Genomic DNA, 23,606 nt, shown 5'->3' on the forward strand with positions numbered 1-23,606 from the left:
GTCCGTGGGCGAACGACCCATAGCCGTCTGGCAATAGCTGGACGACCGGTTTGAAGCGGCGCGGGTGCAGGGCTCTCGCTAGAAGCACGCGGCACCGCTTGCACAAGGGAGGACGTATTCGATGACAAGCCGGCTGACCGCCATGTCCCGCGCGACCGAACGGGCCACGCTGGCCCTCAGCGTCCTGGGGGGTGTGTGCCTGATCGGCGTCGTCGCGGTCGTGACGGCCGGTGTCGTCATGCGCTATGCCTTCGACGCCCCGATGCTCGGCGTGAACGAGATCGTCGAGTTGAGCGCGGTGGCCCTCGTCATGTCCGCCCTGCCCTACTGCACACAGCGCAACGGCCATGTGGCGGTCGACGTGTTCGACACCATGCTCGGCCGTTACGGACGGTTCATCGGAGACCTGCTGTCGCGCGGCATTGCCATCGCGATCCTGACGATCCTGTGCCGCCGCGCCATCCTCAAGGCGCTCGACGCGGCCGAGTGGGGCGACGCCACCAACATGCTGCAATGGCCGCTTTGGCCCTATTACGCCGTTCTCGCGGCGGGCGTGGCGCTGACCGCCGTGGTCTTCGCCGTGCAGGTGGTGCTTCTTGTCGCGCGGGGGCCGCGCTGATGACGCCCGTGGTGATCGGCCTGATCGGCATCGGCTGCCTGTTCGTCCTTCTGATCCTGCGCACGCCCGTCGCCTTCGCCATGCTGGCCGTCGGTTTCTTCGGGTACTGGGGGATCGAGGGGTGGCGCAGCGCCGGCGGCGTCCTGCTGACCGAGACTTACTCGGCCGTCGGGAACTACAACCTCATCATCGTTCCGATGTTCGTCCTTCTGGGCAACATCGCCGGGGTCGCGGGCTTCTCGCGCGGGCTTTATGACGCCGCCTTCGCTTGGGTCGGGCGGCTGAAAGGCGGGCTCGCATCAGCCTCGGTGATCGGGTGCGCGATCTTCGCCGCCGTTTCGGGCTCGTCCGTGGCCACCGCGGTCACGCTCGGCCGTGTCGCCCTGCCCGAGATGAAGCGCCTGGGCTATGCCCAGAGCCTCTCCACCGGGTCGATCGCAGCGGGGGGCACGCTCGGCTTCCTGATCCCGCCGTCGACCGGCTTCGTCCTCTACGCGATCCTGACCGAGGAATCGATCGGCCGGCTCTTCATGGCAGGCATCCTGCCGGGGATCCTGATGACCCTTCTGTTCATGGGCGCCATCTGGATCTTCTGCACGCTCAACCCCGAGGCCGGTCCTCCGGGCGAAAAGCTGCCCCGGTCCGAGCGCAAGCGCATCTATGGCGATGCCTTCCCCCTGATCGCGATCATCGTGATCTCGATCGGCGGCATCTACACGGGCATCTTCACGCCGGTCGAGGCGTCGGGCATCGGTGCGGCGCTGGTCATCCTCGTGGCGATCGCCCGCCGCCGCCTCAGTTTCGCCGACTTCCGCGAAGCGGTCCTCGAGACGCTGTCCACCTCGGCGATGCTCTACACCATCGTGATCGGCGCCAACGTCCTGAACCCGTTCTTCGCGGTGACGCGGATCCCCGCGGCGCTCGGCGAGGGGCTGGGCGCGCTGGGGTTCGGCGCCTACGGCACGCTGCTCGTGATCATCCTGGCCTATATCGTGCTGGGCATGTTCATGGACGGGCTGTCGATGCTCGTGATCACCATTCCCATCGTCTACCCGGTGATCCTGTCGCTCGGCTTCGACCCGATCTGGTTCGGCGTCGTCGCGGTGATCGTCATCGAAATGGGGATGATCACGCCGCCCGTGGGGCTGAACGTCTTCGTGGTCCGAGGGGTCGCCGGCGACGACGTGCCCCTGACCACCGTGTTCCGCGGCGTGTTCCCCTTCCTGCTTGCGATGATCCTGGGGCTTCTCCTGATCATCGTATTCCCCGGGATCGCTACCTTCCTGCCGAACACCATGTTCGGCTGAGCGGTCCTTCCACATCCACCAATCGGAGGAGATTTCGGATGTTCACGACCACACTCAAAGGCGCTGCCGCCCTGGCGGTTCTCGCAACGCCGGCCCTTGCGCAGGAGCTCAAGCTCGCCGAGTTCCACCCGCCCACCCACTTCGTCGTGGAAGAGGTCTACGACCCCATGGACGCGGCGCTGGCCGAGGCCACGAACAACGAGCTGGGCCTCCAGCTCTACATGGGCGGCGAGCTGGGCGCCGGACCGGCCGAGCAGTACAACCGCGTCGTCGAGGGCGTGGCCGACATCAGCTTCGGCCTGCCGGGCTATACCGCGTCGAACTTCCCCAAGACCCTGCTGACCGAGCTGCCCGGCGTCATCGACCCCGATACCGGGACCGAGGCGATCATCGAGAATATCGACATGCTCTCGGACGAGTATCGCCGCGTGCAGCTTCTGTCGCTGTGGAACAACGAGCCAGCCTACCTCCTGACCGCCGACACGCCGATCCGCTCGCTCGAGGACATGAGCGGCCTGTCGATCCGCGTGCCCTCGCGCAACGCCGGGCTGGTGATCGAGGCATGGGGCGCGACCCCTGTGTCGATGCCCGCGCCCGAGATCTACAACGCCATGCAGACCGGCGTGATCGACGGCGCGATGATCGACCCCTCTGCGCTGGACGGGTTCAAGCTGAACGAGGTGACGAACTGCATCACCCGCGGCATGGACACGACGATCTCGTCGTTCTTCCTCATCATGAACCGCGACAGCTTCGACAACCTGTCCGACGAGAAGCAGCAGGCGCTGCTCGAGGCAGGCGAGCAGGCCGCCCGCGACGGCCGCGAGGCCTGGGCCGCAGCCGGTGACACCGCGATGGAGACCTTTCGGAGCACCGAGGGCAAAGAGATCATCGAGCTGTCGGACGAAGCCGCGCAGGCTTTCGACGACGCGTCGGCCACGGTGGTCGATCAGGTCATCTCGGAAGCCGAAGCGCAGGGCCTGAACGCCGCCGAGTTCGTCGACGCGCTCGAGAGCTCCACCAACGGCTCCTGATCAACCCGCAGGCCGCACCCTTCCGTCTCGGACCATGCGTTCGCAGAGGTGGCGGGTGCGGTCGGCACGTTCTGCCGGGACGGCCCGCACTCTGCCTCCCGAAGACTGGCCCGTTTCCAGCTACGGGGCGTCTGCCGCCGCAACCGATCCGGGGCACGCCTTGATCCTCTATGCGTGACTTGCTTCCCGGAACTGCCCTCAAGATCAGGAAGTTGCTTCGTTCAGGGCTGACCCGTACCGATGGCGGGAGCCGGCTCGCCTCGATTGTTTCCAGAAGACCCACGCTAACCACCCATTTGAACAACATTCCGCATTTGGGCAATTGCGCGGCACGGCGCTCTCGATAGACGGTTTCATGCATCGTCAACGAGATTTCGGGCCGCAATGACGAACGGAGCATACCAGTCACCAAGGGTCACAGGCCGCTTCCTGCGCTTCCTCGGGGTGGGCGTGGCGAATACCTGCTTCGGCTATACCGTCTTCTGCGCTGGCCTTCTGTCCGGATTACCGCCGAGCTACGCGCTCGCGCTGCAATTCGGCGTGGGCATTCCGTTCAACTACCTGCTCCATGGACGCTACGTTTTCGGCGTGGGAGGCATCTCACGCCTGCCGCTTTACGCATTTGCCTATCTCGCGCTCTATTCGGTCAACCTGGTTGTTCTTGAAAGGCTGGACGACCTGTTATCCCCCGCCGTCGCCCAGGCGATCCTGATCCTGCCCATGGCGGGCCTGTCCTTCGTCGTCCTGTCCCGTCTCTTGCGTTAGGAAGCCCCGATGGCCGCTACCGATGCCGCCCCCTCCCAAAGCCGCGGAAGTATCGCCACTCTTCCGTGGGACGCTGCCTTGCTCGTCCTTTTGTTCGCGGGATTGGCCGCCCGCGTCCTGAGTTATGAGCTGAGGCTGGACGAACAGCTCTACATCCCGCCAGCGGCGCTTCTCGCCGAACAGGCGCTCTACGCGGATTTCTTCTACAATCACCCGCCACTCTCGGCCATTTACTTCAGGTTGATCCACCTGCTGACCGGAGCCGAGGATCTCGTTCGGTCCGCGCGGTTCGGCGTCGTCCTGGCGTGGGCCGCAACGCTGGCCCTTGTATGGGGCGCGAGCTTTTCCCTGTCGCGCTCGCGGCTCGTCGCGCTGTTTTGCGTGCTTGCGCTCGAGGTCAACGTCTATTTGCTGACCGTGGTCGGCATGACGGCCACGAACAATTTCCTGCAGATCGGCCCGATCTATGCCGGGCTCGCGCTCTTCGCCCACGGAGCCATGTCACCGTCGAGAAGAGCGCTCTGGACATTCCTCTCCGGCGTCTCGCTGTCCCTGGCGATCGGCGTGAAGCTGAGTGCCGTCTACTATGTGCCCCCATTGGCCATGGCGACGCTGTTCGTTCCGTGGGATCTTCCGTTCCGCCAGAGACTGCTGTCCATGACGCTGCCCATGGCACTTGGCGGATTGGTCGGGGCCGTGCCGCTCGCTGCGTTCCTCGTGGCAGACCCGGACCGCTTTCTCGGCCATATCGTCGGATATCACCTCGGCCCGCACGTGGCCTATTGGGACGTGACCCGCCACGCCCAGGATGTCGTCGCCTTCGGCTTAGGGGAGAAGCTGCGCCTTGCCTTCGATGTCTGGTTTCAGGGCACGAACCTCTTGATTCTCGCTGCGGTTTTCGCCTTCCTTGGACTGGGGATGGCCGCGGACCGTCGCGTACCGTGGGACCTGTGGTCTGCGTTGGGGCTCGCCATTCTCTTCGCAGCGGGGCTCAGCTTCCTGCCGACCCCGTCCTTTCCGCAGTATTTCGTTCCCCCGCTCGCCGGGTTGGTCTTGATGCCCGCGCTTCTGTGGAGAGCAGTCGACGACGCCCGCCGGGTGGCCGCCATACCCATCCTGATCGCACTGGCAGGGCTGATGGTCGTCGTGGGATCACCCAGGCTCCTGGAATCGAGCGCAACACTCGCCCTCGGAGGCCCCACGACAGCCGACCGCGTCGAAGCGGCCGCGGATCAGCTTCGGGCCGCGCTGCCGGGCGAGCCATCCGGACCGGTCGCGACGCTTGCGCCGGTCTACGTGCTCGAAGCGGAACTGCCGGTCTATCCCGAATTCGCGACAGGCCAGTTCGCCTACCGGGTAGCACCCATGGCCCCGCCCGAGACGATGTCGCACTACGTCACGACCGGCCCAGGGCAGGTCGGACAACTCTTCGACGCGAACCCGCCCGCGGCACTGCTGACGGGCTTCTCCGACGCGCTCGAAGCGCCGATGATCGCATGGGCGCGGGCCAACGGCTATGCCCCGGTTCCGGCCGTCTCGTTCCAGGACCGATACGGCACTGCCGTCCTTTGGCTGCCAGAACCGCAGTAGAACCAGTTCGGGCGATCTCTCATTGCGAACGGGCAAGACCCTGCGGCGGACCGTTTCCGCCGCGGGGCTTTTTCACTTGCGGCAATTCGTATCTCAATCGGAACCAGCCCCTCGACTTTTGCTCTTGGCTACATCTTTTGGCGGACCGAAAGCCCCGCAAGAACAATTCCCACGTCTCTATCCAGCCGCCAAGGTGCCATCACGGACGCGCAGTTCTCGCGCCGTGGCCGGATAAACCGGGGAGGCCCGACATGAAGATCATTCTGCTCGCCGGCGGTCTTGGATCGCGACTGGCTGAAGAAACGACACGCATTCCAAAGCCAATGGTCGAGGTCGGCGGAAAACCGATCATCGTCCACGTTATGGATATCTACAATCAATTCGGATATTCCGATTTCATCGTCGCAGCCGGATACAAGTCGATCCTGCTCAAGCAGTATTTCAGCAATTTCCATCTGGTCATCAACGACATCACCGTTTCGCCGGCGCTGGGAAGCTGTGCATTGACGCCGCTGATGACGCGGGACTGGCGCATATCGGTGGTGGATACCGGGGCCAAGACCATGACCGGCGGCCGGCTGAAGCGCCTGCGCGACTGGATCGGCGACGAGACCTTCATGGTCACCTACTCGGACGGTGTCGGCAATATCGACATCGACGCCCTGCTGGCCTTCCACCGCAGCCACGGCAAGCTGGCGACCGTGACCGCGGTCCAACCCCCTGCCCGCTTCGGCAACCTGGAGCTTGCCGAGGACGGCGCGCGCGTCAGCGAGTTCACCGAGAAGGTGCAGAAGCACGAAACCTGGATCAATGGCGGCTTCTTCGTCTTCGAACCCGGCGTGCTCGACTACATCCCCGGCGACGAGGAGCCGCTGGAGCAGGCGCCGCTGACGGATATCGCCCGCGATGGCGAGTTGATGGCGTTCAAGCATTACGGCTTCTGGCACCCGATGGATACGATCCGCGACCGCCAGTACCTCGACGGATTGTGCGAGGACGGAATCCCGCCGTGGACCGCCGTAGCCAGACCGCGCTCCGAAGCGCTCGAGCCGGCGGAGTAGGCGATGGACCTCTCACGGCTCGACGGCTGCCGCGTGCTTCTCACCGGGCACACGGGTTTCAAGGGTGGCTGGATGGCGCATTGGCTGACACGGCTTGGCGCGTCGGTCACTGGCCTTGCCCTTCCGGCGGAGGATCCGCGGGGCGTCTGGCATGCAGCCCGCCTGTCCGAACTGGTCGACAACCGCGTGGCCGACATCCGCGATGCCGGCGCGGTCGCAACGGCCCTGGACGGAATCGATGCGGACCTCGTCATCCACATGGCAGCACAGTCGCTCGTCCGCCCCTCTTACGAGGAACCGGTCGAGACCTTCGCGACCAACGTGATGGGCACCGCACATGTTCTGGAGGCGGCGCGCCGAATGTCATCGCTTCGCGCCGTGATCGTGGTGACGTCGGACAAGTGCTACGACAACCGCGAATGGCTCTGGGGCTACCGCGAGAACGACCCAATGGGGGGCAAAGACCCCTACAGTGCCTCGAAGGGCTGCACCGAGCTTCTGGCCGCATCGTGGAGGCACTCGTTCTTCTCCGACCCCGCGGGTCCGCAGTTGGCCACGGTGCGGGCGGGAAACGTCGTCGGCGGCGGCGACTGGTCGCGCGACCGGCTGGTCCCCGATTTCGTCCGCGCCACGCTCGCGGCCGAGCCGATCCGCATCCGCAGTCCGCAGAGCGTCCGCCCCTGGCAGCACGTGCTGGAACCGCTGGCAGGATACCTGGCGCTCGCCCACCGGATGCTCGGCCCCGAGGCGGCCCTGCTGGCCGAAGGATGGAATTTCGGCCCCGACCCGCGCGGCGTGGCGGATGTCGAAACGGTCTGCACCCGGCTTGCCGCGTGCTGGCCCGGCGACGCCGCCCGTGTCGTGAATGAACGTCGGAACGACGACCCGCCAGAGGCGAACCTGCTGAGGCTCGACAGCACGAAGGCCGAAACGCGGCTCGGGTGGCGTCCGCGACTGACGCTGGATGCGACCCTCTCGATGACTGCCGATTGGTACATTGCGCAGTCCAGCGGCGCCGACATGCGAACGATCGGCGAAGAACAAATACAGTTTTACAGGGGAATGGCGGCATGAATGCGCAGGAAATCGACACGCTGGCGCCGGAGGCGCAAGTGAATATCCGGGTCAACTACGGCCAGACCGTGCATGGACAGGAGGAGATCGACGCGGTCTGCCACGTCCTGAGAACCTCGACCCAGATGGGTCCCCACGTCGCCGAGATGCAGCAGAAGGTGGCCGCGCTCTTCGACAAGTCTCGCGGCATCATGGTCAATTCCGGCTCGTCCGCGAACTACCTGGCTGTCGAGATCCTGGGGCTGCAGCAGGGTGACGAGGTCATCACCCCCGCGCTCACCTTCGCGACCACGGTCGCACCGATCGTGCGCCAGAAACTGGTCCCCGTGTTCGTGGATGCGGCCCCCGGCACATACAACATCGACGCCGACAAGGTCGAAGAGATGATCGGACCGCGCACCTGCGCGATGATGATCCCGTCGCTGATCGGCAACCTGCCCGACTGGCGGCGGCTGCGCAGCATCGCCGACAAGCACGGCCTTCTCGTCATCGAGGACAGCGCCGACACGTTGGGCGCCACGATCGGTGGCCGTTCGACCGGGATTTACTCGGACATCTCGACGACCAGCTTCTACGGCAGCCACGTCATCAACTGCGCCGGCAATGGCGGGATGCTCTGCGTGAATGACGAGGCGCTGGCGCGCAAGGCGATGCTGCTGCGGTCCTGGGGGCGCACGTCGTCGCTGTTCACCGACAGCGAGGCGCTGGAAAACCGCTTCGGGATCCAGCTCGACGGGATCGACTACGACGCGAAGTTCCTCTTCGAGGAGCTGGGCTACAACCTCGAACCCTCCGAGGTGGGCGCCGCCTTCGGCCTCGTCCAGCTGGGACGGCTCCAGCAGAACATCGCGGAGCGCGAACGAAATTTCCAGGCGCAGTACGACTTCTTCTCGAACTACCAGGACTGGTTCGAGCTTCCGCGCCAGCTTCCCAACTCGCGCACCGGTTGGCTCGCCTTCCCGCTGACGATCCGCGAGGGCGCGCCCTTCACCCGCAAGGACATGCAGATCGCGCTGGAGACCGCCAACATCCAGACCCGGCCCGTCTTCACCGGCAACATCCTGCGCCAGCCCGCGATGAAGCGCGTGTCGTACCGGGTCCACGGCTCGGGTTACCCGGTCTCGGACGACGTGATGCGCGGAGGGATCCTGCTTGCCTGCCACCACGGGCTGAACGCGGCGCACCTGACGCACATGCACGCCACCTTCGCCGAGTTCGCCAGCCGATACTGAACCGTTGGAAAGAGGATCTCCGACAATGCAAGCCCTGCACCAGCCACTCGCCACCCCGTCGCCCGAGCTTCTGACCCAGTGTCGGTGCTGCCTGTCGGAGGACCTCTACTGCTTCCTTCCGCTCGGCCTTCATTCGCCGGCGAACATGTTCATCCGGCCCGATCAGGCGGATCAGCCGCAGCCCACCTTCCCGCTCGACGCACAGGTTTGCCTCGGATGCGGGCTGGTGCAGGTCGCCGATCAGATTCCCGCGGGGTTCTTCGAGCACTATCTCTACGTGCCCTCGGGCGCAGAGACGATGCACACCCACTTTGCCGGCCTCGCCGCAGCGCTCGAGAAACGCGCGCAGGGCGGCCTGATCGTCGATGTCGGGTGCAACGACGGGCTGATGCTGGCGGCAGCGAAGGCGCAAGGGTCCCGCACGTTGGGGATCGACCCGGCCGAGAACATTGCCGCCATGGCGCGCGACCGCGGGATCGAGGTGTTCAACGACTACTTCACCCCCGCCACGGCCCGTTTCGTCGCGATGCGATACGGACGCGCCGAGGTGATCTCGACCACGAATACCTTCAACCACATCGGCGACCTTCATGCCTTCATGGAGGCCGTGGCCACCTTGCTCACCGAGCAAGGGACCTTCGTGATCGAGGTTCCCTGGGGGCTGAAGATCCTCGAGGGCAACCAGTTCGACAACATCTACCACGAGCACGTCTCGGAGCTGAGCCTGCTGTCGATCCGGAAGCTCGTGGAGCATTTCGACATGGACGTCGTGGATGTCGAACGTCTGCCCGTCCATGGCGGCTCGATGCGGGTCTACATCCGCCGCGTGGCCTGCGGCGAACGCCCAAGCGCCGAAGTCGGCGCCATGCTGGCCGAGGAGGAGGCGGCGGGCATGACCGCGCGCCAGACCTGGCAGGCTTTCGCGGAACGTGTCGCCGAGATCCGCACCACGCTCTTGAAGATGATCGATGACGCACGCTCCGAAGGGCTGACCGTCGCGGGCTACGGCGCACCGGCCAAGGGCAACACGCTTCTGACCTATTTCGGGATCGGGCCGGACCGGGTCTCGTTCCTCGTGGATCGCAACCCGCTGAAGCAGAACATGCTGGCGCCGGGATCAGGCATCCCGGTGAAGTCGCCCGATGCGATCCAGACCGAACGCCCCGACATCCTGCTGGTGCTGGCCTGGAACTTCCTGGACGAGATCCTGGAACAGCAACGGGATTTCGCAGCGCGCGGCGGAAAGTTCATCGTTCCCCTGCCCCAGCCGCGCCTGATCTGACCCATGGCGCGTGCGATCGTCATCGGGGGCGAGGGGTTCATCGGTCGACACCTCGTGGCCGCCCTCGTCGCCCGCGGCGACGAGGTGATCGTGGCGGGCCGCCCGAACCGAGCCGGCCGCTTGCCCCTGCCCGGGGCCACGACGCTGCGCCTCGACCTTGCGGACCGCGCGGGGCTGCACGCGCTCTTTGCGCGCCATCCCTCGGCCACGGTGTTCCACTTGGCTGCGCAAACGCGCCGGAGGGCCTGCGACGACCTCTCCGACGCGGCCGACAGCGTAGCGAGCGACCTCGATCCGCTTCTGCACGTGGTGGCGGCGGCGGCGGCGGCGGCCTCGCCACCCGTGGCCTTCCTGCGCGCCGGGTCCATCGCGGAATACGGCTTTTCCGACGCGTTGAGCCGCGAAGACGGGGCCGCTCGTCCCTTCACGACCTACGGTGCGGCCCTTCTGGCGGGAACGGCATATCTCGGCGCGCTTGCCCCGCGGCTACCCTTCCCGACCGTGACGGCGCGACTGGCACTGGCCTACGGGCCGGGCCAATCGCCCGATTTCCTCGCCGCACGGCTGATGCACGACCTGCCCCGCCGCCGGCCGGTGACCGTCGCCCGCCCCGAGGACCGGCGGGCGCTGATCCATGTCGAGGACGCCGTCCGTGGCCTGATCGCCGCGGCCGAGCGCCCCGTTCCGATCGTCAACATCTCGACCGAAGGCGCGCCCACGATGCGGCAGCTCGCCCAGACCGTCCTCGTTCTTGCCGGTGCCAATCCCGGCCTGGTGCGCTTCGGCAGGCAGGATGACGTACCGCACGTGCTGGCCTGCGATACCGCCCTGGCGCGCGAGGCTCTCGGCTTCGAGGCTCGCATCGACCTGCGCACGGGCATTGCCATGACGCTCCGCACCGAAACACCGACCCTGCTACCGAGTTGAAGGAAACCGCCATGCTCACAGACCCGTCACGCCGACCCGTCAAGGTCTCTGTGCTCGTCCCCGTCTTCAACGAGGAAGACAACGTGATGCGGACCTATGGCCGCATCATCAAGGTGTTCGACGACCTTCCGGGTCACGAGCTCGAGCTGATCTTCGCCGACAACCACTCCAGCGACGACACGTTTCCGATCCTCTCGGCGCTGGTCAAGAAGGATCACCGCGTGCGCCTGCTGCGCTGGTCGCGCAACGTCGGATACCAGCGCTCGCTGCTGATGGCCTACCAGGCCGCGAGCGGCGACTGCGCCGTGCAGATCGACGCCGATCTCCAGGATCCGCCCGAGATGATCCCCCGGATGCTCGATGCCTGGCGCAGCGGTCACAAGGTGGTCTACGGCATCCGGAAGTCGCTGCCGGACGGACTTGTCGTCGCCGCCCTGCGCCGCATGTTCTACGCGACCATCGACAGCCTCAGCGACGACGGCCTGCCCCGCAACGTGGGCGAGTTCCGCCTCGTCGACGCCCGAATCCTGACCGAGCTGCGACAGGTCGAGGACAGCACCCCCTATCTGCGCGGCCTCATCAGCACGATGGGATTCTCGCAGATCGGCATCGACTACGACCGCGACGCCCGCACCGCCGGGTCCAGCAAGTTCCCCCTGAAGGCCATGGTGACGCTGGCTGTGGACGGGATCGTGAACCACTCGCTCGTGCCTTTGCGGATCGCGTCGATCACGTCGCTCTGCGTGGGAATGGCGACGTTCCTGCTGGCGATCTTCTTCCTGATCGGAAAGCTCGTCCTCGGGCAGGATTGGCCCGCGGGTTTCGCCACCACGACGATGCTGCTCTTGCTGTCGATCACCCTGAACGCGATGTTCCTGGGGATCGTCGGCGAATATATCGGCCGCATCTTTCAGCAGACCAAGCGCATGAACCGCCCCATCGTCGAGGCCGACCTCACCGGCACCCGCCCCGAAACCCCCGCTGGAAGCCTGAGCGCCGTCCCCGCCGAGTGACCCTCAGCCCGGGGTCGGCCGCGGTTCGGCCGGCCCGAGAGATCCTGGCACGCCCAGGATCACCCGCTCCCACGCCGAAAGGATCCGCTCTTCCGCGAACGCGGTCGCCCGCAGGCGCGCCGCGCGGCCGAGCCGCTCCCGCAGGTCGGCATCGTCGTGCAGGCGGATCAGCGCGTCCGCCAGGGCGTCGATGTCACCCACGGGGATCAGGACCCCCTCGCGCCCGTGCCTCAGGATCTCTCGCGGGCCCCAGTCGCAATCCGTGGCGATGACGGCGAAGCCGGCCGCCATGGCCTCGACCAGCACATTCGGAAACCCCTCGAAACGCGAGGACAGCACGAAGATCCCGGGGGCGCGGGTCCAGGCGTGGGGTGTCGGAGACGGCCCGGCAAGATCGATCAGCCGCGCGACGCCCAGCCTTTCGGACAGGGCGAAAAGCGCCTCCCGGTCTTCGCCCGCGCCGTATATCGTGACATGCATGTCGGAGCCGCGCTTCGCGGCCTCGGAGACGGCACCGATCAGCGTGTCGAACCCTTTCTGCTCGGCCAGGCGACCGACTGCGACGATCGCGGGCCCCGGCAGGTCCGGCTGCCTTTCGGGTACTTCCACCGCATTGGGGATCACGACGGCGCGGCCGCGTGCGAAGGCTGGCAGGGCCGCCCGCGCCGCCTCTGTCTGCATGACCGCCCGGTCGGCGGTGGCGAGGGCCATCGGCATCGCGTAGCGCCAGATCGGGTTCATGCGCTGGACGAGGAAGTTGTTCCGCTCGGACGCGATACGCCGGAGCCCCAGCCCGGCCGTCGCGAGGGCGACCTGGACGTTGATCTTGGTCAGGCAGGACAGCACCACCTCTTGCCCGCGCAACGCCGCCCGCAGCCAGCGGATGCGCGCGAAGGTCCGCAAGGCGGCGCGCGCTCCCTTCTCGGCCACCATGGTGCGGATTTCGACGCTCTCGGGCACCGGGTAATAGGCGGCGTCGGGCATTCCCCAAATGGCCAGTATCGTCACGCGATAGCCCTGCCCGTCGAGGTGGCGGGCCAGGCGTGCGAGCACCTTCTCGGTTCCGCCAGCCCCCAGGCCTGCCTGGACCAGCGCGATGCGGGCGCCTTCATGAACCCGCGTCATGCTGGTTCGGGGGTCGCAGCCCGCGCGGGTACGGGATCGCGCGGTGGAATATGGCCGAGCCCCAGCTTCCCCAGCAGGATGCGGTTCACCTTGTTCACGTCGAACGTCTCTTCGGCGTGGCGCCGTGCGGCAGCGCCCATCGACGCGGCAAGCGCCGGGTCCTCGGCAAATTTCGCCATGGCATCGGCAAGGGCCTCGGCATTTCCCACGGGAACGACGAAACCCGTCTTCCCCTCGAGGATCGGTTCGGCACACCCGATCCCGTCGGTGGTGACGATCGCGCGCCCCGTCGACATCGCCTCGAGGACCGACCGCGAGATGCCCTCGCAATGGGACGGCAGCACGAAGACCGATGCCCGCGCGAGGTAGGGACGGATGTCGCGGGTGGTCCCCAGATACTCGATGCAGCCCTCCGCGACGTAACGCTCAAGCTCCTCCGGGTGGATGGAGGTCGGGTTGTCGTCGAACGGCCCGACAAGCTGACAGCGCGCATCGGGGAAGCGGCGCTTGATGGCCCGGGCGGCAGCCACGTATTCGGGCACCCCCTTCATGCGAAGAAGTCGCGCCACCATCAGGAAGACCGGCGGCCCCTCCGGCACGGGGACCTGCGGAAAGCACTCGAGGTTGATGCCCGAACCCGGAACCCGGCTGAGCGGAATGGTCACCGGCATCAGCCTGTGACGCAGGAAGGTCCGCCTGTCGCCCTCGTTGTAGATCAGCATCTCCTGCACCCCCGGCAGGGCCACACGGTAGAGCATGGTGCTGATCCACCGCAGGACTCGCAGCCGCAGTCCCGGCTCGGGATCGACATAGACGTAGCCCAGCGCGGTACACATCGGCACACGCCGCGGCACGCCCGTGACGCGGGCCGCAAGGCAGCCATAGATGATCGGCTTCATCGTGTAGGGGAAGATCACGTCCGGGCGGAAGGACCGGCAGATCCGCACCAGCGCGGCCAGAGTTCGCAGATCCGCGAGCGGGCTCGCGCCCACGCGGTCCATCGGGATGCGCTGGAAGCCGACGCCGATGCCGCGCAGGATCTCGACCGTTTCGGGATCGTCGTCCGGCGCACAGGCAAGGACCTCTGCCCGTCGCGCGATCTCCCGCAGGATGTCGTAGCGAAAATTCACCAGGGACGACGTCAGGCAGGCGACGACCAGGACCCGTTCCCTCCCCGAGGCGCGCGGACGGTCCGCCCTGTCGAGCGGCGGGAATTCGGCGGCGATGTCGGTCATGGAAGCTCCTTCCGACGAACACGTGTCAGCAGCATTGGCGGATCGCGACGAAGCCCTCGGCGGCCCGCCGGTGGATCGTCGCACCGCGCAGGGTCGCAAGCGCGCGAAGCGCCTCGATCGAACGTTCGTGCGGGCTGGGGCGCACCTGGCTTTCGAACAGCGCGAAGGCCTCGAGCTTGGTCTCGAGTGTCTCCGAGATGTCGACGAAGACGTTCGGAACGAAGGGCGGCGTCAGGTAAGGCGCGTTCCAGTTCGTCTCCGAGAGGGTCTCGTAGGCGAAGATGTTCGCCGGGTAGACGTCCCGGGTCGGCCGCGCCGCCACCAGCGCCGAGAGGAAGACGAGCTGATGATCGCGGTGGATGTCGCCCAGATGCGGAACCAGAAGCGTCTGCGGCGCCAGGTCCGAGAGCAGTGCCCCAAGAGAGGCGTTCAGCGCCCCGTGGGGCTCGGTGTCGAGCTCGGCCGCCGGATGGTCGAGCCAGTGGGTCCGCGCGACTCCGAGCCGTCGATGCGCGGCCTCGGCCTCGGTGCTGACGGTGGCGACCTGATCGGGGCCGAAACGGTCGGTTCGGCCGCGGGTCGCGATGCAGACATGCACCTCGCGACCGGCCGCAGCGAGGCGTGCGATGGTGCCGCCGGCCCCGAGGACCTCGTCGTCGGGATGCGGCGCGATGACCAGCACGACGCCTGCTTCAGAGACGGAAAGGATCATGGCCGTCCCCCGGCGGCGCGGGGTCGTGCCTCGAGCCAGCGGGATGCCGCGGCGATGGTCGGTTCGGACCGCCTCTCGCCGCGGATCAGGGTGACCGCGGTCAGCCAGAGGATGCGCAGATCCAGCGCGGTGCCGCGATGCGCCACGTACCACAGATCGAGCGAGAGCTTCTCGGCCTCGCCCAGCGCGGTGTTGCCGTTGACCTGCGCCCATCCGGTCAGCCCCGGCCGCACGCAGCCCCGGATGACCCCAGCCTCGCCGAATCCCGCAAGCGTCTCGGGCAGAAGCGGCCGTGGTCCGACGAGGGCAATCTCGCCTCGCAGGATCGCCAGAAGCTGCGGAAGCTCGTCGACCCGGTAGCGGCGCAGGATCACGCCCGTTCGGCTTGTCCGGCGCGCGTCGGGCAGCAGATGGCCGTCGGCATCGCGGGCATCGCTCATCGTGCGGTACTTGGACAGGCGGACGACTTGCCCGCCCCCCCCGGCGCGAAGCTGATGGAACAGGATCGGCCGTCCCAGATCGCACGCCACCAGGGCAGCGACCACCGGCGCAAGGGGCGCCGCCAGAAGGCAGAGGAACAAGGTCAACAATAGTTCCATCGGCCTGGGCATGGGCGCAACCGCTCCGTCGTTCGCGATCACGCTACAGGTGCCGGACCGTCAGGCAATTCGCCCGGGCGGTCGGTTTCCCACCCTATTGGAGGGGCGCAGTGCTCGTTCGGGCGATTTGCCCGCCGGGTCGGTGCCGCTCTACTGGTTCCACACCCACGGAGACGCGACATGAAGATCCTCCACGTCATCACCAGCACCGGGATCGGCGGGGCGCAGGTGATGCTGCGCCGCTACCTCGCCGATCCAACGGCGTGGCATCTCCGGCACGAGGTCGTCTCGGTCCTGCCGGGAGGCCGCGTCGGCGATGAGCTTGCTGAAATGGGTGTGCCACTCGTCGATCTGGGTCTGACCTCGGCTGCTCAGGCGCCGTCCGCCTTGGGCCGGCTGCGCCGCATCGTGGCCGAGCGGTCACCGGACGTGGTCCACGGGTGGATGTATCACGGCTCGCTTGCGGCAGCCCTGGCGGCGCCGGCCACCATCCCGCGGATCCTGGGCATGCATCACTCGCTTGCCGACCGCCGCACCGAAAGCCTGTCGACCCGGCTGATCCTGCGCGGCCTGGCCCGTCTGAGCGCACGCAGCGCCGCGGTCACCTATTGCGGCCACGCGATCGCCGAACAGCACGAGGCGATCGGGTTCGCTGGATCGAGGCGCGCGGTCATCCCAAATGGCACCGACCACACCACGTTCCGCCCCCGCCCCGAAGCCCGTGCGCGCCTCGGGCTGGAGCTGGGCCTGCCGGAAACGCGCATCGTGATCGGCAACGTCACCAGAAATCACCCGATGAAGGACGTGGGTATGCTGGTGCGCACGGCGAAGCGTCTGCTGGACGACGGGCTCGACGTGCAGGCCGTGGTCATGGGCGAGGGCCACGAGGACGGCCCGGTGCGGAAAGAGGCGCAGCGCCTCGGGATCGAGGATCGGGTGACGCTCTTGCCCGCACGGCCCGACGTGGCGCCGATCGTGGCCGGGTTCGACATCTTCGTGCTGTGCTCGGCCTGGGGCGAAGCGTTCTCGCTCGCCCTTAGCGAAGCCATGGCCGCAGGTGTGCCCGGCGTCGCCACGGATGTCGGCGACTCGGCCTGGCTCATCGGCGACAGGGCGCGGATCGTGCCCCCGCGCGACGATGCCGCCCTGGCCCGCGTTCTCGCAGAACTGTCACGCGCCACGCCCGACCGCCGCCGCGCCCTCGGGGCCAGGGATCGGGCGCGGATCATCGAGAACTTCTCGATGACCGGCTATGTCGAGGCCCATGCCGCCCTCTACGAGATGGCGATGACCGGCGAGGCCCGGTTGATCGCGGCGCAATAGCCGCCTTCAGCCGGCGACCGAACTGCGGCGCTTTTCGCTCCGAAGCGCCGCGGCGAAGGCGACGCTGCAGCCGAAGAACACGATGGCGCTGGCCAGGAGGTACAGGAAGCTCGCTCCCATCACCCCGTGCTGCGGGACGAGAAGCGGAAGCGGCGCGTAGAAGGCGACAGCTGCCACGACAGAGACGGTCAGAAGTTGCCCCTCGCGCCGGACGGCCTGCAGCGCCGCGTTCAGGATCGTCGCAAGCAAGAGCAGGCACGCTCCGGCAAGCTGAACCAGGATGATCGGCGTCGCTGCGGCGAAATCCGCGCCGAACACCCGGCTCACGAAATCCGCGCCGGCAAGGTGGAACGCGAGCAGCCCGAGCGCCGACAATCCTGCGAAACATGCCACCAGCGTCGCGACGAAGCGGACCATCTCGGACAGTTTTCGGCCGGCAGCGAACTGGCACATCCGTGGGTAGACGACAAGCTGCAGCGGACTGCCCAGCCGGATCAGCAGCATCGCGAAGCGCTTGCCCAGGACGTAGAGGCCGATCTCGGCCGGTCCGACGAAACCGCTGAGCGCGACGACGTCGAAATGCCGGATCGAGCTTCGGGCCAGAACGTTCAGGTTTGCCGCCCATACCGATCTCCACAGCCCCTCGTTCTCGGCTTGAAGGCCAGCCATGCCGGTCCGACCGATCCCGTGCCCGCACCGCCGCAGCAGCAGCGGCAAGCAGATCAGTGTTGGCAGCACTCGTTCGAAGATCGACACGGCGCACAGAAGCAGCACGAAATGAACCAGATCTCCGCCGATCGTCCAAAGCCCTGCCGTTCCAGCAAGGCGCAACACGGCGGTAGCGACGTGGATCCGGGCGATGAGGCCGAACCTGTCGAAGAGCCGCAGCATGGCCTGAGAGGTCATCGGCGCCGGCACCAGCAGTGTCAGGCAAAACAGGACGACCAGAAGGGTCGTGTCGGGGGTGAACCCGAACCAGTCGACAAGAAGCGGCAGCGAACAGATCGCCACCGCCCCCGCAAGGATGGACCCGCCGATATCCAGCATGAAGCCGAACTTCACGAGGCGGCGGAACGGCCTGTCATCCGGGTGGTGGCCATGCAGCGTGCCCTGCCGGATCAGCGCCTGGCTCGGCTCGAGCCGCAGGACCTGATCGAAGATCCGGCCGTAAGCCTCGATCATGACGAGCATTCCGAGCCCGGCCGGCGAAAGCGAGCGCGACGTGAGCACCAGCGTCGCGAAGGTCAGTCCCGAGACCACGACGTTCGAGGACAGGACGATCCCCAAACTGCCCCAGAGTCCGTCGAAAGTCTGCAGGAAGCCTCGATAGGGTCTTCCCTTCCCCAAGTGGATCATTCGCAACCACTCCCCGACGGCGCATTATCGCGACGAGCCTACGCCGAGTCCGCGCCGCCATGCCCCATCTCAAAAGGCCAGATCAGGGCCAGAAAGTATGAACCTCGCACGTATCGTGACTGTGGACCGCCGCGCGCTCACATCCGCCCGATGAAGGGCGCTGCAAGTTGCCGGGAATGAGCATGAAACTTACCGAAATCGACTTCCTCGTCGTCGGCGCCGCCAAATCGGCGACGACGTGGTTGCGCCACCAACTCCAGGCGGACCCGCAAATCTACATGCCGGACCCGGAGTCGCACTACTTTTCGCGGGAATACCACCGCGGGACAGGCTGGTACCTCAGCCAATTCGCGCCTCATGCGGGCGCTACACTGATCGGAGAGAAATCGAATTCCTACATGGACACGCCCGTCGCCGCCCCACGGATGCACGACGCGCTTCCCCATGTGCGGCTGATCGCCATCCTGCGTGATCCTGTCGAGCGGGCCTATTCCGATTACTGCATGTTCTACCGCCGCGGCGCCGTTTCGGCGGATATCGAAGCCTATCTCGATCCGCGCCGGGCGGCTGGAGACCGGTTCCTGCAAATCTCGCGCTACGACCTTCATCTCGCGCGACTGCTGGACCACTTCCCGGCCGACGCGCTTCATGTCGCACGATACGAGGACGTGGAGCATGATCCCGGCCGCGTCCTGAACGAGGTGCGCGCCCATCTCGGCCTTGCGCCTGCTCCCCTCGCTCCAACGGCCGAGAGACGCATCAACGACTCCGGCTCGCGGCTTCTTCCGCTTGGGGTTCGCCGCGCCCTAGCGCCGCTGAAGCCGATCGCAGCGCCACTTCGCGGGACCCGCAGTTTCGAGACCGTTCGCGGGCTGATGGCCAAAGAGGTGGCGTACCCCATCCTGACTGCGGAGCTGCGGACCCGCATGGAGGAATACTTCCAACCGATGGAGAAAAACATCGACGAATTGGCCCCCGGCATAATCCGATCGCGATTCTCGCCTCCTCCGAAAGACATGGCGACCGGCGAGGGATGACTTGCCGGATTCTACTTATACGTGTGATCGTCAACCAAAAGATTATGCAGCAAACGAAATGCCTTAATCCTTGGAATGGCTCCTTCATATCATAAAATACAAATCCGGGCGGTATTGGCGGATTGGATCGCACGGTTTATCTTGCGGCTCAAATCATAATGCCAAAGACCGAAGGGGTTAATTAGATGCACAAAGTAGGTATATGCAGCACGAGCGGACTACTGAGATCCGCAATAAAGACAATTCTCAGAGATCAGGAGATCGCGGAATTCGAAACGATCGCAGAAGCCCGCAAATCGGCGTTCATCTATCGCACACTCGTTTTGATAGCGCACGAGAACGATCTTCTTGACGACAAGGTGAAGGACGTAAAATTCGAGGATGACCGCCTTCGCGTCATCGCAATCGCACCACGGTTCAACCACTCGAACCTGGTCTCCCTCATCAACAGGGGCGTCCGAGGCTATCAAGAGGAGACTGTGTCCTCATCCGTCCTGCGCACTGCGATCCAGACGGTTGCGCTGGGCGAAATCGCGCTTCCGTCCGTTCTGGCACGACATCTGGCTGGAATGCCGAAGGACATGGACCTCGTGCCGCTCTCCGCGAAGGAGATGGTGGTGATTCGCTGCCTCGCGAACGGCTACGGAAACAAGGAGATCTCTCGCTCGGTCGGTATCGCCGAAGCGACCACCAAGGTTCATGTCAAGGCGATCATGCGCAAGCTTGGCGTCGCGAACCGTACCCAAGCCGCCGTGTGGGCCGTGCGAAACGGGTTCGATCAGCCCAAACTACTCAACTGAGGCACGCGGCCATTTTCGGTCGGAAAAGCCGCGGCTCTATCCGCGGCTTTTCCGTTTCGGGATGAAATATCCATTTGAGCCGAGCCGATCCTCTTTCGGGTAGATTCTGATCCTTCGCCCCGCATCTGCGCCATTCTCTGCCCCGGTCGATCTATTCAGTGCCAATAATGCCAGTCCGCTCGAACCACGTGCGTGCCCTACGGTCCCGGAGTAGATCCGAACAATCCGGAGGGACCTCACAATGATCGGCTCGCAGGTATCGAAGTGGATCGGTGCAGAAGAAAGCGGGGTTTCGCTACCCCGGCTCCGGGCGCTTCCCAGGCGGCCCGCTCTTTACTTGTACGACACGCTGGCTTTTGCGGTTGCGGTGCTTGCCGGCACCGCGCTCACGTCGGGACATCTCGTTCCTGCGCCCGAGTCTTGGAACGCTGCTCTGATGGCGTCCGGGTTTGCTGCGATCACTCTTCCAGGTTGGTCGACATATCGGGCCAATCCGCGCTTCACGTCGGTCAGCGACCTGATGCGCCTGGTCTCTGCCGCGACCGTCGTGATCGTCGCGGTGGCGCTTGGCGGCCTCGTCTTGCCCCAGTTATCAGGCGAGTTCGCGGCCCACTTCGTCGCCCTTCTTGTCCTCATGCCGATGCTGGTCGCGCCGCGCCTGTTCTATCGGCGTCACGACCTCGCCATCGGTCGGGCGCGGGGCGGACGCCAGGCGCCGCCACATGCAGAACTGGTGCTGCTGGTCGGGCGCGGGACCGCGTGTGAGCTGTTCCTCCGCTCCCTCCGGAACGACCCCGAGTCGCCCTACTGGCCGGTCGGCATCCTCGACGATACCCCCGGCACGCGCGGCTCGTGCATCCACGACATCCCCATCCTCGGCGGCTACCAGGACAGCGACGCGGTCCGGAAGGAACTGGCCGCACGTGGCACCACGCTTGGGCGCATCATTCTGACCGAGCCCCTGACCCATAGCGCAACCGAAGAGCTGTCGCCGCTGCTGGGGTGGGCGCGGATGACGGGACTGGCGGTGTCGCAACTGCCGCCGCTTTCTGCTTTGCGCCCCGTCGGCGGCGACCACGGCCTGACCGACCTCAACGTGACCGAGCTTCTGGAACGGCAGGAGGCGCAGGTCGATTACGACGCGATCCGCCGCCTGGTCGAGGGGCATCGCATCCTCATCACGGGCGCTGGCGGTTCCATTGGTTCCGAGCTGACCCGTCAGATTGCCTCCCTCCGTCCGGCCGAACTGGTCCTCGTCGAGAATTGCGAGCTGAACAGCTACCAGATCGAGATGGACCTGGAGCGGCATTACCCGCAGGTGCCCCGGCGCAGCTATATCTGCTGCATCCGCGACGACGACCGCCTGCGGGAGATCTTCTATCGTCACCGCCCCGAGCTGGTCTTCAATGCAGCGGCCCTGAAACACGTCCCGATCGTCGAGCAGAACCCTTGCGAAGGCGTGCTGACCAACGTGATCGGCGCGCGCAACGTGGCTGACATCGCGCTCGAGACAGGGGCGCTGGCGATGATCCAGATCTCGACCGACAAGGCGGTGAATGCCTACAACGTGATGGGCGCGACCAAGCGCGTGGCCGAGTTCTACTGCCAGGCGCTGGACCGGCGCGGCGGCACCCGCTTCATGACGGTACGCTTCGGCAACGTGCTGGGCTCGTCCGGCTCGCTGATCCCCCTGTTCAAGCGCCAGATCGACGAGGGCGGGCCGCTGACCGTCACCGACCCGCGCATGACGCGGTTCTTCATGACGATCCGCGAGGCGGTCGAGCTGACGCTGCTTGCCTCGGCCAGCGGCCTCGAGAAGGCCGTGGCGCAAGGCCAGATCATGGTCCTCGACATGGGCAAGCCGATCCCGATCGTCGACATCGCCCAGCGGATGATCCGCCTGGCCGGCCTGACGCCCGGCGTCGACATCAAGATCAAGACCATCGGCATCCGCCCCGGCGAGAAGCTGTTCGAGGAGCTGTTCGACAAGGCCGAAGCCCGTGCGCCAAGCGTGATCCAGGGCGTGCATGTGGCCACCCCCGACGGACGCCCCCTTCCCTTTCTGCGCGACGGCATCGCCGCGCTGGAACGCGCCGCGCGGCGAGGTCAGAGCCACCTCGTCGTCGCGACACTGGCCGAGATCGTCCCCGGCTACGCTCCGGTCGGACTCCACCTCGCGACCGCCCCGAGCCCTGACGAGCCGAAGCGCCCCGACCCACTCCTGACCGCCGCGAAACTGGAGACCGCTTGATGCAACCCGACTCTGCCGCTGCGACGACACTTGCCGAACTTCTTGTTCCGACTCCGGCACCCACGGCGCCAGCTGCCTACCCCGCTCCGATCTGGCCTTTCTACGACGAAGATCAGATTGCGGCCGTGGCCGAGGTGCTGCGAAGCGGGTGCGTCAATGCCTGGACGGGACCGGACGTCGGCCGGTTCGAGACCACCTTCGCCGACTATGTCGGGTCCCCCCACGCCATCGCTCTGGCCAATGGCAGTGTCAGCCTCACGGTGGCGCTCGATGCGCTCGAACTCGAACCGGGCGACGAGGTCATCGTCACCCCGCGCAGCTTCGTCATCTCGGCCAGCGCGGTAATCCTGGCGGGGGGGCGCCCCGTCTTCGCCGATGTGGACCCCGACACGCAGAACATCACGCCCGCGACGATCGCCCCGCTGATCACCGAGCGCACGGTGGGGATCATCCCCGTCCACCTGGCCGGCTGGCCCTGCGACATGGCGGGGATCATGGCGCTCGCGCGGCGTCACAAGCTGTGGGTGGTCGAGGATTGCGCCCAGGCCCACGGCGCCCGGATCGGCGGGCGTCACGTCGGCACGTTCGGGCATTTCGGCTCGTTCTCCTTCTGCCAGGACAAGATCATGACGACCGGCGGCGAAGGGGGAATGCTCGTCACGAACGATGCGGCGCTCTGGCGCCGGGCATGGTCGCGGAAGGATCATGGCAAGGACTACGACCTCGTCCATGCGAAAGACCACCCGCCCGGCTTCCGGTGGCTTCACGCGCACCCCGGCAGCAACCTGCGGATGTCCGGTCCCGCGGCGGCTCTTGGCACGATTCAGGTGAGCCGCATGGCCGATTGGCACAGTCGCCGCGCCCGCAGCGCCGCGATCCTGGCTCGGGCCTTTCTCGACTGTCCGGCCCTGCGGGTGCCGATGCCCAGACGCGACGAAACCCACGCGTGGTATCGGTTCTATGCCTTCGTCCGGCCCGACCGCCTGAGGCCCGGCTGGTCGCGCGACAGGATCCTGTCCGAGATCGCGCGCCGGGGCGAAACAGCCTTCTCGGGCAGCTGCCCCGAGATCTACAACGAGCAGGTCTTCCGGCAGCGCGGCTTCGCCCCCGGGCGTCCCTTGCCCACTGCGGCAGAGTTGGGCCGCACGAGCCTTGCCTTCCGCGTGGACCCCACCCTCGACGATGCCGCCATGGAGCGCACCGCCAAGGTCGTATGCGAAGTCATGGCCTCCGCCACGGCCTGACCTTCCGCGATCCCGGTCCG

The 23,606-nt window shown here is 66.3% G+C and carries 21 protein-coding genes; 16 read left to right on the top strand and 5 right to left on the bottom strand.

Annotated elements, in window-relative coordinates; genetic code table 11:
* Window positions 1–121 precede the first annotated feature (121 nt).
* From PAM7066_RS07095 to PAM7066_RS07145, 11 genes are all read left to right on the top strand, one after another.
* Window positions 122–619 carry a TRAP transporter small permease gene (locus tag PAM7066_RS07095; protein ID WP_085853452.1) on the top strand — a complete coding sequence of 166 codons (498 nt, stop codon included), beginning with the start codon at window positions 122–124 and terminating at the stop codon, window positions 617–619.
* Window positions 619–1,926 carry a TRAP transporter large permease gene (locus PAM7066_RS07100; RefSeq protein WP_085853453.1) on the top strand — a complete coding sequence of 436 codons (1,308 nt, stop codon included), beginning with the start codon at window positions 619–621 and terminating at the stop codon, window positions 1,924–1,926. The genes PAM7066_RS07095 and PAM7066_RS07100 overlap by 1 nt, the downstream gene beginning before the upstream one ends.
* A 38-nt stretch (window positions 1,927–1,964) precedes the next feature.
* Window positions 1,965–2,960, top strand: a complete 996-nt coding sequence (locus PAM7066_RS07105) for a TRAP transporter substrate-binding protein (RefSeq protein WP_085853454.1) — start codon at window positions 1,965–1,967, stop codon at window positions 2,958–2,960.
* 384 nt (window positions 2,961–3,344) lie between these two features.
* The gene (locus PAM7066_RS07110) at window positions 3,345–3,725 is read left to right on the top strand and encodes a GtrA family protein (RefSeq protein ID WP_085853455.1); all 381 of its coding nucleotides are present in this window, start codon (window positions 3,345–3,347) and stop codon (window positions 3,723–3,725) included.
* Between the two features lie 78 nt (window positions 3,726–3,803).
* Complete coding sequence (locus PAM7066_RS07115) at window positions 3,804–5,315, top strand: glycosyltransferase family protein (protein ID WP_085853456.1); 1,512 nt, start codon at window positions 3,804–3,806, stop codon at window positions 5,313–5,315.
* Between the two features lie 251 nt (window positions 5,316–5,566).
* The gene (gene rfbF, locus PAM7066_RS07120; RefSeq protein ID WP_085853457.1) at window positions 5,567–6,376 is read left to right on the top strand and encodes a glucose-1-phosphate cytidylyltransferase; all 810 of its coding nucleotides are present in this window, start codon (window positions 5,567–5,569) and stop codon (window positions 6,374–6,376) included.
* 3 nt (window positions 6,377–6,379) lie between these two features.
* On the top strand, window positions 6,380–7,450 hold the full coding sequence (rfbG, locus tag PAM7066_RS07125; RefSeq protein WP_085853458.1) for a CDP-glucose 4,6-dehydratase: 1,071 nt from the start codon (window positions 6,380–6,382) through the stop codon (window positions 7,448–7,450).
* Window positions 7,447–8,682, top strand: a complete 1,236-nt coding sequence (locus tag PAM7066_RS07130) for a DegT/DnrJ/EryC1/StrS family aminotransferase (protein ID WP_217639936.1) — start codon at window positions 7,447–7,449, stop codon at window positions 8,680–8,682. Before rfbG ends, PAM7066_RS07130 begins: the two co-directional genes overlap by 4 nt.
* Before the next feature lie 25 nt (window positions 8,683–8,707).
* Window positions 8,708–9,964: a class I SAM-dependent methyltransferase gene (locus PAM7066_RS07135; protein WP_085853459.1), complete on the top strand. Its 1,257-nt coding sequence runs from the start codon at window positions 8,708–8,710 to the stop codon at window positions 9,962–9,964.
* Between the two features lie 3 nt (window positions 9,965–9,967).
* Complete coding sequence (locus PAM7066_RS07140; protein ID WP_085853460.1) at window positions 9,968–10,891, top strand: NAD-dependent epimerase/dehydratase family protein; 924 nt, start codon at window positions 9,968–9,970, stop codon at window positions 10,889–10,891.
* A gap of 11 nt (window positions 10,892–10,902) precedes the next feature.
* Window positions 10,903–11,904 (top strand): glycosyltransferase family 2 protein, encoded by a 1,002-nt coding sequence (locus tag PAM7066_RS07145; protein ID WP_085853461.1) that lies wholly within the window; start codon window positions 10,903–10,905, stop codon window positions 11,902–11,904.
* A gap of 3 nt (window positions 11,905–11,907) precedes the next feature.
* On the opposite strand, the gene PAM7066_RS07150 is transcribed toward PAM7066_RS07145, so the two are convergent.
* The 4 genes from PAM7066_RS07150 to PAM7066_RS07165 are packed head-to-tail and all read right to left on the bottom strand — an operon-like array spanning window position 11,908 to window position 15,575.
* Window positions 11,908–13,029, bottom strand: coding sequence for a glycosyltransferase family 4 protein (locus PAM7066_RS07150; RefSeq protein WP_085853462.1), 1,122 nt, complete (start codon window positions 13,027–13,029; stop codon window positions 11,908–11,910).
* Window positions 13,026–14,264 (bottom strand): glycosyltransferase family 4 protein, encoded by a 1,239-nt coding sequence (locus tag PAM7066_RS07155; RefSeq protein WP_085853463.1) that lies wholly within the window; start codon window positions 14,262–14,264, stop codon window positions 13,026–13,028. Before PAM7066_RS07155 ends, PAM7066_RS07150 begins: the two co-directional genes overlap by 4 nt.
* A 25-nt stretch (window positions 14,265–14,289) precedes the next feature.
* Window positions 14,290–14,976 (bottom strand): PIG-L deacetylase family protein, encoded by a 687-nt coding sequence (locus PAM7066_RS07160; protein WP_085853464.1) that lies wholly within the window; start codon window positions 14,974–14,976, stop codon window positions 14,290–14,292.
* Window positions 14,973–15,575 (bottom strand): sugar transferase, encoded by a 603-nt coding sequence (locus PAM7066_RS07165; protein ID WP_085853465.1) that lies wholly within the window; start codon window positions 15,573–15,575, stop codon window positions 14,973–14,975. Before PAM7066_RS07165 ends, PAM7066_RS07160 begins: the two co-directional genes overlap by 4 nt.
* Before the next feature lie 180 nt (window positions 15,576–15,755).
* Here PAM7066_RS07165 and PAM7066_RS07170 point away from each other — a divergent pair, with 180 nt between their 5' ends.
* The gene (locus PAM7066_RS07170; protein ID WP_085853466.1) at window positions 15,756–16,898 is read left to right on the top strand and encodes a glycosyltransferase; all 1,143 of its coding nucleotides are present in this window, start codon (window positions 15,756–15,758) and stop codon (window positions 16,896–16,898) included.
* A 6-nt stretch (window positions 16,899–16,904) separates the two neighbouring features.
* Here PAM7066_RS07170 and PAM7066_RS07175 read toward each other — a convergent pair whose 3' ends face one another.
* Window positions 16,905–18,254, bottom strand: coding sequence for a lipopolysaccharide biosynthesis protein (locus PAM7066_RS07175; protein WP_085853467.1), 1,350 nt, complete (start codon window positions 18,252–18,254; stop codon window positions 16,905–16,907).
* A 182-nt stretch (window positions 18,255–18,436) separates the two neighbouring features.
* Here PAM7066_RS07175 and PAM7066_RS07180 point away from each other — a divergent pair, with 182 nt between their 5' ends.
* From PAM7066_RS07180 to PAM7066_RS07195, 4 genes are all read left to right on the top strand, one after another.
* Window positions 18,437–19,291, top strand: coding sequence for a sulfotransferase family protein (locus tag PAM7066_RS07180; RefSeq protein WP_085853468.1), 855 nt, complete (start codon window positions 18,437–18,439; stop codon window positions 19,289–19,291).
* Between the two features lie 185 nt (window positions 19,292–19,476).
* Window positions 19,477–20,091 (top strand): LuxR C-terminal-related transcriptional regulator, encoded by a 615-nt coding sequence (locus PAM7066_RS07185; protein WP_085853469.1) that lies wholly within the window; start codon window positions 19,477–19,479, stop codon window positions 20,089–20,091.
* Window positions 20,092–20,611: 520 nt separating this feature from the next.
* Window positions 20,612–22,342 (top strand): polysaccharide biosynthesis protein, encoded by a 1,731-nt coding sequence (locus PAM7066_RS07190; protein WP_175484588.1) that lies wholly within the window; start codon window positions 20,612–20,614, stop codon window positions 22,340–22,342.
* Entirely contained in the window at window positions 22,342–23,586 is a 1,245-nt protein-coding gene (locus PAM7066_RS07195) for a DegT/DnrJ/EryC1/StrS family aminotransferase (protein WP_085853471.1), read from the top strand. The genes PAM7066_RS07190 and PAM7066_RS07195 overlap by 1 nt, the downstream gene beginning before the upstream one ends.
* The last annotated feature ends 20 nt before the right edge of the window (window positions 23,587–23,606 follow it).

Source organism: Palleronia marisminoris (assembly GCF_900172315.1).
GTDB lineage: Bacteria > Pseudomonadota > Alphaproteobacteria > Rhodobacterales > Rhodobacteraceae > Palleronia > Palleronia marisminoris.

Coding starts and splice junctions, on each gene's coding strand:
- PAM7066_RS07130 (WP_217639936.1), top strand. CDS start 7,447: ATGAATGCGCAGGAAATCGACACGCTGGCGCCGGAGGCGCAAGTGAAT.
- PAM7066_RS07105 (WP_085853454.1), top strand. CDS start 1,965: ATGTTCACGACCACACTCAAAGGCGCTGCCGCCCTGGCGGTTCTCGCA.
- rfbG (WP_085853458.1), top strand. CDS start 6,380: ATGGACCTCTCACGGCTCGACGGCTGCCGCGTGCTTCTCACCGGGCAC.
- PAM7066_RS07100 (WP_085853453.1), top strand. CDS start 619: ATGACGCCCGTGGTGATCGGCCTGATCGGCATCGGCTGCCTGTTCGTC.
- PAM7066_RS07155 (WP_085853463.1), bottom strand. CDS start 14,264: ATGACCGACATCGCCGCCGAATTCCCGCCGCTCGACAGGGCGGACCGT.
- PAM7066_RS07135 (WP_085853459.1), top strand. CDS start 8,708: ATGCAAGCCCTGCACCAGCCACTCGCCACCCCGTCGCCCGAGCTTCTG.
- PAM7066_RS07095 (WP_085853452.1), top strand. CDS start 122: ATGACAAGCCGGCTGACCGCCATGTCCCGCGCGACCGAACGGGCCACG.
- rfbF (WP_085853457.1), top strand. CDS start 5,567: ATGAAGATCATTCTGCTCGCCGGCGGTCTTGGATCGCGACTGGCTGAA.
- PAM7066_RS07190 (WP_175484588.1), top strand. CDS start 20,612: ATGCGCCTGGTCTCTGCCGCGACCGTCGTGATCGTCGCGGTGGCGCTT.
- PAM7066_RS07185 (WP_085853469.1), top strand. CDS start 19,477: ATGCACAAAGTAGGTATATGCAGCACGAGCGGACTACTGAGATCCGCA.
- PAM7066_RS07170 (WP_085853466.1), top strand. CDS start 15,756: ATGAAGATCCTCCACGTCATCACCAGCACCGGGATCGGCGGGGCGCAG.
- PAM7066_RS07165 (WP_085853465.1), bottom strand. CDS start 15,575: ATGGAACTATTGTTGACCTTGTTCCTCTGCCTTCTGGCGGCGCCCCTT.
- PAM7066_RS07140 (WP_085853460.1), top strand. CDS start 9,968: ATGGCGCGTGCGATCGTCATCGGGGGCGAGGGGTTCATCGGTCGACAC.
- PAM7066_RS07195 (WP_085853471.1), top strand. CDS start 22,342: ATGCAACCCGACTCTGCCGCTGCGACGACACTTGCCGAACTTCTTGTT.
- PAM7066_RS07150 (WP_085853462.1), bottom strand. CDS start 13,029: ATGACGCGGGTTCATGAAGGCGCCCGCATCGCGCTGGTCCAGGCAGGC.
- PAM7066_RS07175 (WP_085853467.1), bottom strand. CDS start 18,254: ATGATCCACTTGGGGAAGGGAAGACCCTATCGAGGCTTCCTGCAGACT.
- PAM7066_RS07160 (WP_085853464.1), bottom strand. CDS start 14,976: ATGATCCTTTCCGTCTCTGAAGCAGGCGTCGTGCTGGTCATCGCGCCG.
- PAM7066_RS07145 (WP_085853461.1), top strand. CDS start 10,903: ATGCTCACAGACCCGTCACGCCGACCCGTCAAGGTCTCTGTGCTCGTC.
- PAM7066_RS07180 (WP_085853468.1), top strand. CDS start 18,437: ATGAAACTTACCGAAATCGACTTCCTCGTCGTCGGCGCCGCCAAATCG.
- PAM7066_RS07110 (WP_085853455.1), top strand. CDS start 3,345: ATGACGAACGGAGCATACCAGTCACCAAGGGTCACAGGCCGCTTCCTG.